The 14,737-nt window shown below is 32.7% G+C and carries 16 protein-coding genes; 5 read left to right on the top strand and 11 right to left on the bottom strand.

Annotated elements, in window-relative coordinates:
* Positions 1 to 10: 10 nt before the first annotated feature.
* From CHB81_RS01545 to hflX, 3 genes are all read left to right on the top strand, one after another.
* A complete protein-coding gene (locus tag CHB81_RS01545) occupies positions 11 to 1,360 on the top strand; it encodes a DUF5689 domain-containing protein (RefSeq protein ID WP_089350123.1) in 1,350 nt (449 codons plus the stop codon).
* Between the two features lie 138 nt (positions 1,361 to 1,498).
* Positions 1,499 to 2,365, top strand: a complete 867-nt coding sequence (locus CHB81_RS01540) for a hypothetical protein (RefSeq protein WP_089350122.1) — start codon at positions 1,499 to 1,501, stop codon at positions 2,363 to 2,365.
* Between the two features lie 190 nt (positions 2,366 to 2,555).
* Complete coding sequence (gene hflX, locus CHB81_RS01535; RefSeq protein ID WP_089350121.1) at positions 2,556 to 3,797, top strand: GTPase HflX; 1,242 nt, start codon at positions 2,556 to 2,558, stop codon at positions 3,795 to 3,797.
* Positions 3,798 to 3,969: 172 nt separating this feature from the next.
* Here the strand turns inward: hflX and CHB81_RS01530 are convergent, their stop codons facing one another.
* The 6 genes from CHB81_RS01530 to CHB81_RS01505 all read right to left on the bottom strand — a co-directional run bounded on the left by CHB81_RS01530 (position 3,970) and on the right by CHB81_RS01505 (position 8,092).
* Positions 3,970 to 4,920 carry a DUF3078 domain-containing protein gene (locus CHB81_RS01530; protein WP_089350120.1) on the bottom strand — a complete coding sequence of 317 codons (951 nt, stop codon included), beginning with the start codon at positions 4,918 to 4,920 and terminating at the stop codon, positions 3,970 to 3,972.
* A gap of 79 nt (positions 4,921 to 4,999) precedes the next feature.
* Entirely contained in the window at positions 5,000 to 5,509 is a 510-nt protein-coding gene (locus CHB81_RS01525; RefSeq protein ID WP_089350119.1) for a DUF2480 family protein, read from the bottom strand.
* A 68-nt stretch (positions 5,510 to 5,577) separates the two neighbouring features.
* Entirely contained in the window at positions 5,578 to 5,901 is a 324-nt protein-coding gene (locus CHB81_RS01520) for an SUF system Fe-S cluster assembly protein (RefSeq protein WP_089350118.1), read from the bottom strand.
* Between the two features lie 108 nt (positions 5,902 to 6,009).
* A complete protein-coding gene (locus CHB81_RS01515) occupies positions 6,010 to 6,435 on the bottom strand; it encodes a SufE family protein (protein ID WP_089350117.1) in 426 nt (141 codons plus the stop codon).
* Between the two features lie 2 nt (positions 6,436 to 6,437).
* Positions 6,438 to 6,791, bottom strand: coding sequence for a hypothetical protein (locus tag CHB81_RS01510; RefSeq protein WP_254920923.1), 354 nt, complete (start codon positions 6,789 to 6,791; stop codon positions 6,438 to 6,440).
* Positions 6,792 to 6,877: 86 nt separating this feature from the next.
* Complete coding sequence (locus CHB81_RS01505) at positions 6,878 to 8,092, bottom strand: aminotransferase class V-fold PLP-dependent enzyme (protein ID WP_089350115.1); 1,215 nt, start codon at positions 8,090 to 8,092, stop codon at positions 6,878 to 6,880.
* A 221-nt stretch (positions 8,093 to 8,313) separates the two neighbouring features.
* Between CHB81_RS01505 and CHB81_RS01500 the strand changes: the two genes are divergently transcribed.
* Both CHB81_RS01500 and CHB81_RS01495 read left to right on the top strand, forming a co-directional pair.
* Positions 8,314 to 9,663: a serine hydrolase gene (locus tag CHB81_RS01500; protein WP_089350114.1), complete on the top strand. Its 1,350-nt coding sequence runs from the start codon at positions 8,314 to 8,316 to the stop codon at positions 9,661 to 9,663.
* 104 nt (positions 9,664 to 9,767) lie between these two features.
* Positions 9,768 to 10,067, top strand: coding sequence for a hypothetical protein (locus CHB81_RS01495; RefSeq protein WP_141130344.1), 300 nt, complete (start codon positions 9,768 to 9,770; stop codon positions 10,065 to 10,067).
* 78 nt (positions 10,068 to 10,145) lie between these two features.
* Here the strand turns inward: CHB81_RS01495 and sufD are convergent, their stop codons facing one another.
* The 5 genes from sufD to sufB form a co-directional block, all read right to left on the bottom strand.
* Entirely contained in the window at positions 10,146 to 11,462 is a 1,317-nt protein-coding gene (gene sufD / locus CHB81_RS01490; RefSeq protein WP_089350112.1) for a Fe-S cluster assembly protein SufD, read from the bottom strand.
* 77 nt (positions 11,463 to 11,539) lie between these two features.
* Positions 11,540 to 11,914: a four helix bundle protein gene (locus CHB81_RS01485; protein WP_089350111.1), complete on the bottom strand. Its 375-nt coding sequence runs from the start codon at positions 11,912 to 11,914 to the stop codon at positions 11,540 to 11,542.
* Positions 11,915 to 11,954: 40 nt separating this feature from the next.
* Positions 11,955 to 12,701 (bottom strand): Fe-S cluster assembly ATPase SufC, encoded by a 747-nt coding sequence (gene sufC / locus CHB81_RS01480; protein WP_089350110.1) that lies wholly within the window; start codon positions 12,699 to 12,701, stop codon positions 11,955 to 11,957.
* Between the two features lie 15 nt (positions 12,702 to 12,716).
* On the bottom strand, positions 12,717 to 13,205 hold the full coding sequence (locus tag CHB81_RS01475) for a flavodoxin family protein (protein WP_089350109.1): 489 nt from the start codon (positions 13,203 to 13,205) through the stop codon (positions 12,717 to 12,719).
* Positions 13,206 to 13,212: 7 nt separating this feature from the next.
* Positions 13,213 to 14,661, bottom strand: a complete 1,449-nt coding sequence (sufB, locus tag CHB81_RS01470; RefSeq protein WP_089350108.1) for a Fe-S cluster assembly protein SufB — start codon at positions 14,659 to 14,661, stop codon at positions 13,213 to 13,215.
* Positions 14,662 to 14,737 lie beyond the last annotated feature (76 nt).

Genomic DNA, 14,737 nt, shown 5'->3' with positions numbered 1-14,737 from the left:
CACATTTGTAATGAAAAATATATTTTTGAAGTCACTTTTTGCGTCATTTTTCATCTTGTTCTATAGTTGTAATAATGAAGTTGAAATTCCTAAATTGTCTTGTACACAACCTGATTTAACAGTAAATCAAACGGTTCAAAAAGTTAAAGATCTTTCAGGTTCAGTTCCTAAAACATATAGTTATAATGATGTAATTGAAGCTTATGTAGTATCAAGTGATCAGGAAGGAAATTTTTTTAAGGCAATTTCTTTTCAAACTCTGGGAACTAAAGAAATACCTGCTATAGGATTTAGTGCTCCAGTTGATGTTTCAAATTCCTATATAGATTTTCGTATTGGCAATAAAGTTTATATAAAACTTAAAAATCAATTTACAGATTTATATTTTGGAGGTTTACGAATTGGCAGTTTGTATGTAAGTAATTCAGGTGATCCAACAATTGGGAGAGTTTCGCAAAATGATTATAAAAATGTATTAAATGCTTCCTGTACAGTTTTGGATGAAAGCCAATTAGTTCAGATTGTTTCGATTGAAGAAGCATTAAATGATGATAAACTCAACACATTAATAGAATTAACAAATGTGCAGTTTACAGAAGCTGCAATTGGTCGCCATTATTTTGAAGAATCAAATAATATAGGGGGTTCTACCAATTGGAATCTAAGAGATAATACAGGCAATCAGATTATTTTTAGAACCAGTGGTTACTCCAGTTTTGCAGAGCATCTTGTACCTGAAGGAAGTGGAACTATCAGAGGAGTTTTGACAAAATTCGGTTCAGATTATCAATTGATGATTAGGTCAGAAAAAGATGTAGTAATGAACGGAAAAAGAAATATTCCTTTCTTTTCAGAAGACTTTCAATCGGTCAAAAACAATGTGAATTTTACTTTGCCAGGTTGGAGTAATATTGTGCAAAAAGCTTCAAAATTATGGAAAAGTATGTTGTACGCCGGAAACGGCTACGCAGAGTTTAATACGACAAGTACAACGGCTGCCGAGAATATTGCATGGTTAGTAACTCCAAAAATCAATATGAGTAATTATAAAAATGCAGTATTGTCTTTTAGAAGTGCACAACATGATTTAAAAGTTGATTCTGCATTGAATGCTTTGGAGGTTTATATAGCAACAAATTTTGACGGATCGAATATTACTAAAGCCAATTGGACAAAATTAGAAGCAAATTTCCCTTCATTGTCAACACCTACCAGACAGTTTATAAGCTCCGGAGGAATAGATTTGTCCTCCTATTCAGGAAATATTCATATCGCATTTAAATACATCGGATCTGGTAAAGATAAAACGCTCAATGGTGCTTTTATGGTTGATGATGTTAAGATCTTTGGTGAAAAGTAGGTTGTGTTTTCTTTAAAATTATATTTAAAGCATTGATTTTTAGTGGATAATTTAATAGTGTGCTGTTTTTGAGATTTAAACTGTTAAAATTTGATAGAATTTTGTATTTTGGTCATCCCAAACTAATACAAATACTACATGAAAACCTACTTTATCGCCATCATGATGATGGTTTTGCCTTGCTTGTTGCATAGTCAGGATCAAAATGCTCCGGTTAGACTAAAACAAATTAATATCGTAAAAACAAATTACCAGAATTCTACAGATGGTGAGATTGTAAATAAAACGGTTGTATTTAAAGACGGAAAAATCCAGACGATTACTACTTCAGATGTTATTCAGCATTTCTTTTACAATCCTAATGGATTATTGGATATGACTGTAAAAGACAAAGTTGGAAGTGACTGGAAAGAAGTTGTAAATTACACTTATGATGCTGATAATAACATTACAAAATTTGTCAAAAAATATCAGGAAGGACCTGATTATATTACTAAAGTTGTGACGTTTGCTTATGAAGGAGCAAGAATAAAAGTAACCACTAAAAAAAGTACAAACCATCAGAATTTAGTGGATGATATCGAATATATTGTTGAAAACGGTATTATTGTAAGACGTACTTCACGCGACAGAAATAAAGCTATTATTGGAAAAATAGAATATGTTTACACAAATGATAATGTTGTGAAACATAAAGGTTTGGTTGGAGATAAAATTTCTAAAACCTATACTTTTGACGATAAAAAATCTGTCGATCAGCTAATCGTTCAAAGTCTTTTTGGAGATAACTATAAAGTAATTGTACCGATGATTTCGTATCATGAAGAGGAATTTAGCTTCGAAGCGATCTCTTATAATAACGAAGTAAACTTTAGTCCATCCTCTACAGCTTTAGTTGCTGTAAGCAGAAAATACAAATACAACAAATTAAACTTCCCGATCTCATGTTCTCAAATTGAAGAAAACGGAATCGTGAAAACTGAAAAAACATTTATCTACGAATAATTTTTTGTTTTTAAACTTATTTAAAACCATCTAAAAATTAGATTTTATTGAGATTAAGTTCTTAATATTCTTAATTTTTAGATGGTTTTGTTTTTAGGCAATACGATAAATTGCCAATAAGAACTTAAAAAAGAAATTCTATAAGTGTTAGTACCTTACAAATCATTAAATTTGCACCTTATTCAAAGCTATGTTAGAAAAAGAAGTTATAAATTTTGAAAGAACTGCCATTGTTGGTATTGTGACTCAAAATCAAAGTGAGGAAAAACTTAACGAATATCTGGATGAATTGGAGTTTTTGACATTTACCGCTGGTGGTGAAGTTATAAAGCGCTTTTCCCAAAAAATGGAACGTCCAAACCCGAAAACTTTTATGGGAACGGGAAAAATAGAAGAAATCAATCTTTTTGTAAAAGAAAACGACATATCGACTTTAATTTTTGATGATGAATTATCGCCATCTCAGCAAAAAAATATTTCTAGAATTATTGATTGTAAAATTTTAGACAGAACCAATTTGATTCTGGATATTTTTGCTCAAAGGGCCGAAACTTCTTATGCAAGAACTCAGGTTGAGCTGGCACAATGTATCTATTTATTACCGAGACTTTCTGGTTTATGGACGCACCTTGAACGTCAAAAAGGAGGTATTGGTATGCGTGGTCCTGGAGAAACAGAGATCGAAACCGATAGACGTATTGTGCGTGACAGAATCTCGCTATTGAAAGATAAAATCAAAACGATCGATAAACAAATGGGTGTTCAACGCAGTAATCGCGGAGCAATGGTTCGTGTGGCTCTTGTTGGATATACCAATGTGGGGAAATCGACTTTGATGAACGCGGTTGGAAAAAGTGATGTCTTTGTTGAAAATAAGTTGTTTGCAACTCTTGATACAACGGTTCGAAAAGTAGTTATTAAGAACTTGCCATTTTTGCTTTCAGACACTGTAGGTTTTATTAGAAAATTACCAACACAATTGGTAGATTCTTTCAAAAGTACATTGGATGAGGTTCGTGAAGCTGATTTATTGTTGCATATTGTAGATATTTCGCATCCTGATTTTGAAGATCATATAGAATCTGTAAATCAGACTTTGCAGGATATAAAAGCACATGAAAAACCGGTTATAATGGTTTTTAATAAAATTGATGCTTACAAACATCTGACGATCGATGAGGATGATTTGATGACTGAGAAAACGCCAAGGCATTATACACTTGATGAATGGAAATCGACCTGGATGCATCGTTTAGGAGAGGATAATGCGTTGTTTATCTCAGCTACAAATAAAGAAAATTTTGAGGAATTTAGAGAAAGAGTTTATGAAGCTGTTCGTCAGATTCACATAACCAGATTCCCTTATAATAAATTTTTGTATCCAGATTATAAGGATGCAATCGAAAAAGAAGAAGAACAAGATGAGGAATAATAAATAAAAATTTTACCGCAAAGAGTGCTAAGATTTTTATATATAAAGTAACTTCAAAAAATGAAAAGTTCGCAAAGCTGTATATTGATTTAGCTTTGCGAACTTTTTTTACTTATAAAACTAAGATTTTAAAAAAAAACTTTGCGCTCTTTGCGGTAAATTTTTATATAAACTAAAATCCGAAATTAACTCCTAAACCAAATACTTCTCTGGTTTGGAAGCCCTGAAAAGCATTGTCGTCATATATTGCCTGAAAGGATAAATTGGCAGATAAAAATTTGTTCACTTTCATGATAATATTCAATGAATAATTGATGTCTACGTTTTGGGGATCTTCTAAATAGTTAGAATATAAATTCAAAGTATTTTCGGCAGTTACATTGGTCATAATGGCCAATTTGTAATAAACAGAGGCATAGAAACCCAACTCGTAACGCATAGTTTTGTTTGCGTCTACACCAAAATAAGCTCCATCTACATAAGGTAAACCAGTTGCCTGATCGATTCCTGACGTATAAGCGCCATCTACAAAAGTAAATTTAGAAGTTAAAGGCGCAAAGTTTATTTTTAGATTATCATCTTTTGTCCAATAAATACCAGGACCTGTAGTAAGATAACCCGGAGACATGAATTTTGTATTTTCGGTTCTGATTTCTTTCCCGTTCTCATCCTTGCCATACAGATAACCGGTTGAAAACTGAGTTCTGAAATTTAGAAAGTAAGAGTAATACCATTGACCAAAAGCTTTTTTTCCGACGATTGAATTGAATTCCAAACGGTCATCGGTCTTTTTTTCATAGTCAGCGTTTTTAGTTTGTAAAAGTCCGTATGACGCCAGAACTTTGTTGTCCCACGTAAGATCGTCTTTTTTGTAGTTGAAATCGTAATTGATTCCTAAAGTTCCGGAAAAACTATCTTCACCTCCGGCAATCCAATTGTTAAAACTTGATTGATTTAATAAAAGAGAAACGGTTCCTTTTGCTTTCCAGCCTTCTCCTTCAATCGTATCATTTATTTTCTTTACAGCTTTTTCAGTATTCTGAATTAATTCTTTTTCTGAATTTTGGGCTTGAACAAAAGTTAAGTTTGCTAAAATAAAGAATAATAATGTTAGCTTTCTCATGGTGTATAGTTTAAATGTGTAAGAACAAATATACTAAAAAACCGTTAAAAAGTTTAGAGTTACAGGATGGAAAAGAAAGTTATTTCTTAGATTCTTTATATAAAGGAACCGCAGAACACGCTTCGCCATACATAATGCTTCTTGCAAATGGTTGCAAATAAGTTGTAGCCAAAATGTAAGCACGCATTGGAACAGGTTTTCTGGAACACCCTTTTACAATAACAGGTTTGTTTTTGTATGCCGAGTAATCAATTGTAGGTAAAATTTCTTCGTATAAACTTCCGTCCAAATCTTCTATCGTTCCATTAACTATTTTTTTTGCAAATGGAGCTAATTGTACTGCCACTAAAATTAGAGCCCAAGCTGGAATTATAGCATCTGTACTGCAATTTACTGCCACGTATTGATCTTGATACTGCGACCAATCGTGATTTTTTAAGTGCTCTCTAAAGTCTTTTTCTTTTAATAAAAAACCTTCCAAAAGCCATTGCGAAATGTCAATTTGCACACGAATTCCTTTTGGATAATAATCCTCAAGATCGAAAACTTCTAATGCACTATTGGCAACTTTATTTATGATTTCTTCCATAAGAAATTTAGTTTCAAGTTTCAGGTTTCAAGTTACTGAAACTTGAAACCTGAAACTTGGAATATTTTTTAAAGCATTCCTAATTCTAATTTTGCTTCTTCGCTCATTAAATCTTTACTCCAAGGCGGATCAAAAGTAATTTCAACATCAACATCTTTAATGTTTTCAATTGTTTTTACTTTTTCTTCAACTTCTCTTGGTAAGCTTTCCGCAACCGGACAGTTTGGAGATGTTAATGTCATCAGGATTTTTACTTCGTAATCAGTATTTACCATTACGTCATAAATTAAACCTAATTCGTAAATATCTACAGGAATCTCCGGATCGTAAATGCCTTTTAAAACCTTTACAATTGATTCTCCTAATTCGTTTGTGTCTATTTCTTGTCCCATTTTTTTGTTTTTTATTTTTTCGCTACGAATTTTACAAATTTCCAGAATTAAGTATTTTGCGTAATTAAAAAATTCGTGCTAATTCGTGAAATTCGTGACAGAAGAAATTTAATTTTTATTTTTTGCGTCAAAAGCCAAAGCGTACATTTTGATGTTTTTTATCATTGAAACCAATCCGTTTGCACGAGTTGCTGATAAGTGTTCTTTTAAACCAATTTCGTCAATAAATTCAGTGTTGGCATTTATAATATCAGCTGCTTTTTGATTAGAGAAAGTACGAATTAAAATCGCAATAATTCCTTTTGTTAAAATAGCATCACTATCTGCCGTGAAAACAATTTTGTCTTCGTTTTGTTCGCCTTGTAGCCAAACTTTAGATTGACAGCCTTTAATTAAATTCTCGTCAATTTTATATTCTTCTTTAATTAACGGAAGACTTTTTCCTAATTCGATGATGTACTCATAACGTTGCATCCAATCATCAAACATCGAAAATTCGTCTATTATTTCGTTTTGTATTTCTTTTATTGTCATAATTATTCTTTCGTAAAAGCCAGCAGCAAATTTACCAATTTTTCTATTTCCTTTGGAGGATTACCATTGTCGAAACCTTGAGTCTCGTATGTTTTCTGATTCTGGACTATCTTTAAATTTGCAATTGCAGCACCATCATAGAAACGTTTTTCTGTTGGCGCTTTTAAAGTTGGAATAGTCTCCAAATTAATTTTTGAAAATTCTGCTGCAATCTGTTTCCATTTTGCATCACTTATTTTGCTCTTTACAGGTTCTGTATTTTTTCCATTAATAACAGAAACTGTTTTATTTTCAACAATTATCTTTTTGTAAAGACCGCGAGACATCGCAGAATATTCCATTTGTGTAGTTGTCATGTCGGTTATTTTTTGGCTTGAGCAACTTGTCCCGATGAAAATCGTCAAGAGCAATAAAGATAGTATTCTCATAAAAAAAGTTTTTTTTAGCTTAACATGGTTTTTGCCTTTTTAACTGCTTCAACCATTGCGTCAATTTCTTCGATTGTATTATAAAAAGAAAACGAAGCACGAATGGTTCCCGGAATACAGAAAAAGTTCATAATAGGTTGCGCACAATGATGCCCGGTTCTAACGGCAATTCCTAATTTATCAATAATTGAACCAATATCATAAGGATGTATTCCGTCAATATTAAACGAAACTACAGAGGCTTTATTTTTTCCGGTTCCGTAAATTCTTAGGCCTTCGATTTCCAGCAAACGTTTTGTGGCGTGTGCTAACAATGCTTCTTCTTGCTTCTGAATATTTTCAAAACCAATGTTGTTTAAATAATCAACAGCAGTTCCTAAAACAATTCCGCCAGCGATATTTGGAGTTCCGGCTTCAAATTTATGAGGAAGATCTGCGTAAGTAGTTTTCTCGAAAGTAACTTCCTTAATCATTTCCCCGCCGCCTTGATAAGGAGGCAATTTGTTTAACCATTCTTCTTTTCCATACAAAATCCCTGTTCCGGTTGGGCCACACATTTTATGTCCTGAAAAAGCATAAAAATCACAATCTAAATCCTGAACATCCGGTTTTAAATGCGGAACAGCTTGTGCACCATCAATTAAAACTGCAGCTCCAACAGCATGCGCTTTTTCAATTATATATTTAATAGGATTAATGATTCCTAATGCGTTCGAAATATGATTTACGGTTACGACTTTAGTCTTTTCTGATAACAGAGCATCAAAAGCTTCTATGATCAGTTCGCCTTCTTCGTTCATTGGAATAACTTTTAGAGTCGCTCCAGTTCTCTCACACAACATTTGCCATGGCACAATATTGCTATGATGTTCTAAAGAAGAAACCACAACTTCGTCACCAGGTTTTAAAATAGAAGCAAAACCATTTGTTACTAAATTGATTCCGAATGTTGTTCCAGAAGTAAAAAGTACTTCATGCGAAAATTTAGCATTGATATGATGTTGGATTTTTACTCTCGAAATCTCATAAGCATCAGTTGCCAATTGACTTAATGTATGAACGCCACGATGAATATTGGCATTTATTTCCTGATAATATGTTGCAATCGCATCAATCACGATTTGAGGCTTTTGTGAGGTTGCTCCGTTGTCGAAATAAACCAAAGGTTTTCCGTTTACTTTTTCCGAAAGTATCGGAAAATTAGCTCTTATTTTTTGGATGTCTAACATGTCTTATTTAGAAAAATTCTATTTACAAAAGTACTAAAACTAAATTGGTTTCTCCATCAAAACTATAATTTCCTTTTATGACACCATCAATTACAATTTTGGATATTGATTTTGTATAATTTAATTGTATTTAGTGAAATATGTGAATTTAAAATATGAATTTGATGCTAAATTCGTGAGCATAAATTATTTATATTGCAGTAAAAATATCTTTTAACAATATGAAAAAATATCTCAAATTACTTGTACTTGTTTTAGTTCTTGCATTTTTGTATTTCGGATTTACAACATATCCAAAACTTGATTTGATTTCCGGCTTTTCAGCTAAAAGTGTTGCTTCGGGACATTTTTTAGATCATCGATCGAAAGAGTTAATTGAAAAAACGGACAATGATATTGATATGATTGATTTGGCAAGCAATACAATTGATGATGCTGGAAAATTTGCTATTTCTAATGTTTATGGTTTAAAAGAGCGAAAAGCTATTTATCGAGAAGGTCTGGGTGCAACGTTAATCAATGATGATTTTGATATTTCGAAGCCGTATTTGCTTCCAAAAAGAACGAAATTGGTTAATAATCTTCCTTTTCCTTATGGTAATAATGCGCCAAAAGACACTTTGTTTTCAAACGTTGATTACACAAAGTTGAAAAGTGCTGTTGAAAATTCGTTTGATAAAGATGGAGGAAAAGCAAAACGTACGCGCGCCGTTGTGGTTTTGTATAAAGATAAATTGATTGCTGAAAAATATGATACCGGTTTTAATAAAGACAATAAAATTTTAGGTTGGTCGATGACAAAAAGTATCACAAGTTCTGCCTTTGGAGTTTTAGCCAAACAAGGAAAGATTGACATTTATAAACCGGCACCAATTGCTGAATGGCAAAAAGATGATCGTAAAATTATTACTATAAACGATTTACTGCACATGAATTCAGGTTTAGAATGGGAAGAGAATTACAGTACGATTTGCGATGCTACAAAAATGCTTTTTCAGGCTGAAGATATGGGAAAAGTACAAATGGATAAACCGGCTCAGTTTAAGCCAAACACGCATTGGAATTATTCGTCGGGTACAACTAATTTATTATCCCGAATTTTAAGAAATCAGTTTAAAACGCAGCAAGAATATCTTGATTTTTGGTACAGTGCAGTAATTGATAAAATCGGAATGAATTCGATGATTGTGGAACAAGATATGTCAGGAACTTTTGTGGGTTCGTCTTACGGATGGGCAACACCAAGAGATTGGTCGAAATTTGGGTTATTGTATCTCCATAAAGGAAACTGGAACGGCGAACAAATCTTAGATGAAAGTTGGGTAAAATATACTTCAACTCCAACAAATACTTCTGAAGGAAAATATGGTGCGCAATTTTGGCTAAACGCCGGAGGAAAATTTCCTGATGTTCCGCGTGATATGTTTTATTGCAGCGGTTATCAAGGTCAAATGGTGGCGATTATTCCGTCTTTAGATATGGTAATTGTGCGAATGGGAGTGAAGGAAGAAGAACCTGGATTTGATTTTAATGGGTTTTTGAAGGGGGTTATTGATAGTGTGAAGAAATAGTATTTCGTATGAAACATAAGTTAAATCATGAAATTAGTTTTTTATACCGTTTAGTTTTTAAAATAATTTTTATAGGTTCATTGGGATTTTTGATATATAGTATATTGATTCAGGAAGTTTCCGCAATTATTTCTTGTGTCTTGCTTTCTTCGTGGGGTTTCTTTTTAAATAGAAGATTCAAGAAATTTAAAACAATAGAATTTGATGAAAATGCTATTTATTTCGATGATATAAAAATTGATTTAAAGAACATAGAGAAGATAGGTATGGGGAAAATTATATTCAAAGCGACTTTGGAAGAGAAACCGATAAACTTTTTTTATTCTCCTCTTTTTGATAGTAATTTTAATTTGCTAAAAACTTTTATCAAAAACAAATTTAACCTCAAAGAACGCAAGGTATAAAAGCGCAAAGTTCGCAAAGTTTTGTAATAAACCTTTGCGAACTTTGCGTAAATCTTAGCGAACCTTGCGGTTAAACTATTACAAATCGAATCCTAAATTAACGCCTAATTTTGTAGCGATGATTTTAGTGATACGTTGTTTTAATTCTGGTATTTTGATGCTTTCGATAACAGCATTTGAGAATGCATACATCAATAAAGCTTTAGCTTCTTTTTTAGGAATACCACGTGATTGCATGTAGAACATTGCTGTTTCGTCAAGTTGTCCTACGGTACAACCGTGAGAACATTTTACGTCATCAGCAAAAATTTCTAATTGTGGTTTTGCGTTGATTGTAGCTTTGTCACTCAATAAAATGTTATTGCTTTTTTGGAAAGCATTTGTTTTTTGAGCTTCTTTTTCTACCAATACTTTTCCGTTGAAAACTCCTGTTGAGCGATCAGAGAAAATTCCTTTATAATCCTGGAAACTCTCGCAATTTGGTGTTGCGTGGTTTACCAAAGTATAATGATCAACGTGTTGGTTATCGTTTAAGATTGAAATTCCGTTAAGCGTACTTGTTAATCTTTCTCCAAAGTGATAAAAGTTCAAATTGTTACGTGTTAGATTTCCTCCAAACGAAAAAGTATGTACATAAACATGACTTTCCTGTTGCTGTGAAACATACGTATTGTCAATTAGATTTGCTCCTGTATTGTCATTTTGAATTTTGTAGTAGTCAGCAATGGCGCGTTTTTGAGCAAAAATCTCTGTAACCGAATTAGTTAAAACAGGATTTTCATTCAAACTTTGGTGACGCTCAATAATTTGAACATGTGAATTTTCTCCAACAATAATCAAATTTCTAGGCTGAACCAATAATGCAGCTTCGTTTCCTGTTGAGAAATACATGATCTCAATTGGTTTGTCAGCGACTTTCTTTTGAGGAATATTGATAAAAGCTCCTTCACTTGCAAAAGCAGTGTTTAACGAAGTCAAACTTTCATCTTTACTAGCAATTTGATTGAAGTATTTATCAATAATCATTTTATATTTTGGTTTGGTTAATGCCGATGACATCAAGCAAACATCGATTCCGTCATGTGTTGTAGAAGACAAATGCGAACTGAAAACACCATCAATAAAAACTAATTTATAAGTGTCGATTTCGTGTAAAAAGTATTTTTTTACGTGGTTAAATTCGATTGCATTTTCTTGTTTAGGAAAAACCGTAAAGTCATTTTTTAAGATGGCATTTAACGATGTATATTTCCAAGCTTCTTCTTTTTTGGTTGGGAAACCTTTATTTTCGAAGTTTTTTAAGGCATTTGTGCGTATGTCATGCAAATCTGAATGTACATCGACACGCTCTTCAAAAGCCATAAAAGACGATACTAATTTTTCTTTTAAATCCATTGTTCTTGTTTAGTCTTAAAGTCGAATGTCTTAAAGTCTTAAAGTTTGAAACTTGTGTGTTATCTTACTTTTGATCTTTAAACTTTACGACTAGATTCCAAATATTTTATGAAACCGCTTAATAATTTCGATATTTCTGTTACCGATTCTAAAAGTATCTCAAATTCTTCTTTAATAATATATTCTAAATCAAATGCTAAATATAATTGAGATCTAACTTCTCCTGCTGATGCTTTGGCTACGTATAAAAAGTAAATAAACTCTTTGTCTGTATTTCTTTCAAAACCTTCTGCTATATTTGATGATATAGATAACGATGCTCTTCTAATTTGTCTAACAAAATCAAAGTCTTTTTTGAAATTAGGATTTTCAGTAATCAAATAAATTCTTTTATTAAAGATTCTTGATTTTTTCCAAGAATTAATTTCCTCGAAAGTATTAAACCTACTCATGATTTTCTTTTGACTTTAAGACTTGCGACTTTAGACTGATTTAGTTCTCTGCTTTAATCCAGTCGTATCCTTTTTCTTCCAATTCGTAAGCCAATTCTTTTCCACCAGATTTTACAATTTTTCCATTGTAAAGAACGTGAACGAAATCCGGAACAATATAATCTAACAAACGTTGGTAGTGTGTAATTACGATAATGGCGTTTTTCTCGCTTTTTAATTTGTTAACTCCGTTGGCAACAATTCTTAAAGCATCGATATCAAGACCAGAATCGGTTTCGTCAAGGATTGCTAATTTTGGTTCTAACATTGCCATTTGAAAAATTTCGTTTCTTTTTTTCTCTCCTCCGGAAAAACCTTCGTTTAAAGAACGAGATAAAAATTTACGATCTATTTCTAATAATTCAGATTTCTCACGAATTACTTTTAGCATTTCGTTAGCAGGCATTTCTTCCTGACCGTTTGCTTTACGAGTTTCGTTGATTGCAGTTTTCATAAAGTTAGTTACACTAACTCCAGGGATTTCTACAGGATATTGAAACGAAAGGAAAACTCCTTTGTGTGCTCTTTCTTCAGGAGCAAGATCAGCAAGATCTTCTCCGTCAAGGAAAACTGCTCCGTCTGTAACTTCGTAGTTTTCGTTTCCGGCAATTACAGCCGAAAGTGTACTTTTTCCAGAACCGTTTGGCCCCATGATAGCGTGTACTTCGCCAGCTTTAACTTCTATATTAATTCCCTTAAGGATTTCTTTATCACCAATTCCGGCGTGAAGGTTTTTTATTGATAACATTGTTTTTTTTATTTTTTATATAAATGTCAATTCTATTTTTGTTGTTTGGTTTAGAACGTTAGCATTAAAATGCGCATGTCCTAAATATTCCATGCCTAAATAATCGGCTGATTTTTTGAACGGAATATAAAAACTATCTTCAATTTCATCGTCGTGTGAATTTGATATCACGCCAATTTTCTTTCCTCTAAGTTTTCTTCCGGTTTCTTTTTCAATTCGGATTAAATCCGAAATCCGATCAAAGAAAACCTTCATAATTCCACTCATATTATACCAATATACTGGCGTTGCAAAAATTAAAGTGTCGTACTTTTCGAGTATTCTTCTTATTAAAGGAAGAAAATCGTCTTCTCTGTTTTTGCTTTCGTAATCATAATGAGAAATATTATAATCACTTAAATCAATTACATCAATTCCCGATTCTTTTACAATTTCATCGACAATTTTTGTTGTGTTTCCGTTTTTTCTGGCTGAACCTAAAATGATGACTTTCTTATTTTCCATCTTTCCATTATCCAACAGATCCTTCTAAAGAAATCTCTAATAATTTTTGAGCTTCAACAGCAAATTCCATTGGTAATTTGTTCAGGACATCTTTACTGAAACCGTTTACAATTAAGGCAATCGCTTTTTCAGTAGGGATACCTCTTTGGTTGCAATAAAATACCTGATCTTCTCCAATTTTACTTGTAGTTGCTTCGTGCTCGATTTTTGCCGATGGATTTTTACTTTCGATATAAGGGAAAGTATGCGCTCCGCAATTGTTCCCCATTAAAAGAGAATCACATTGCGAAAAGTTTCTTGCATTATCTGCTCGAGCACTTATTTGCACTAATCCACGGTAACTGTTTTGTGATTTACCAGCCGAGATACCTTTAGAAATAATAGTCGATTTAGTATTTTTACCTAAATGGATCATTTTAGTTCCTGTATCTGCTTGTTGGTAATTATTGGTAACGGCAATTGAATAAAATTCACCTACCGAGTTATCTCCTTTTAATACGCAAGATGGATATTTCCAGGTTACAGCTGAACCTGTTTCAACTTGTGTCCATGAAATTTTAGCGTTAGTTTCGCATAAACCTCTTTTGGTTACAAAATTAAAAACCCCACCTTTACCTTCTTTATTTCCTGGATACCAGTTTTGAACAGTAGAATATTTAATTTCGGCATCGTCCAAAGCGATTAATTCAACTACAGCTGCGTGCAATTGATTTTCGTCACGACTTGGAGCGGTACAACCTTCAAGGTATGAAACGTAGCTTCCAGCATCTGCAATTACAAGAGTTCTTTCGAATTGCCCTGTTCCTGCCTGATTAATTCTAAAGTAAGTTGAAAGTTCCATTGGGCAACGAACACCTTTTGGAATATAACAGAAACTTCCGTCAGAGAAAACCGCTGAGTTTAATGCTGCATAGAAGTTGTCTTTTTGTGGTACAACGGTTCCTAGATATTTACGAACCAATTCAGGATGTTCTTTTATAGCTTCTGAAATTGGACAAAAAATAATTCCTTTTTCTCCCAATGTTTTCTTGAAAGTAGTTGCCACAGAAACAGAATCGACAACAATATCCATAGCGACATTGTTCATCATTTTTTGTTCATCGACAGAGATACCTAACTTTTTGTACATTTCTAAAAGTTCAGGATCTACATCATCCAAAGTTTTGCTTGGATCTACTTGTTTTGGAGCTGAATAATAAGAAATGGCTTGGAAATCCGGTTTTTCATAATGAACATTTGCCCATTCTGGCTCGATCATTTCTTTCCATGCACGAAAAGCCTCAATACGCCAATCGGTCATCCATTCAGGTTCTTCCTTTTTAAGAGAAATAGCTCTTACGATATCTTCGTTTAAGCCAATAGGGAAAGTTTCAGATTCTATATTTGTATAAAATCCGTACTCATATTCTTTTGTTTCCAGTTCGATTTTTAAATCGTCTTCTGTGTATTTGCTCATTTTTGATGTAAAGATTTAAAGATGTAATTAGTCAAAAATTTCAAAGAATTACTCTTTATTAGTCTTGGTATTCTTT

Origin of the sequence: Flavobacterium sp. ov086, from assembly GCF_900187965.1 — a bacterium.
Lineage (GTDB): Bacteria > Bacteroidota > Bacteroidia > Flavobacteriales > Flavobacteriaceae > Flavobacterium.
Note: the sequence above shows the minus strand (reverse complement) of the source record. Positions and strands in the feature narration are given on the sequence as shown.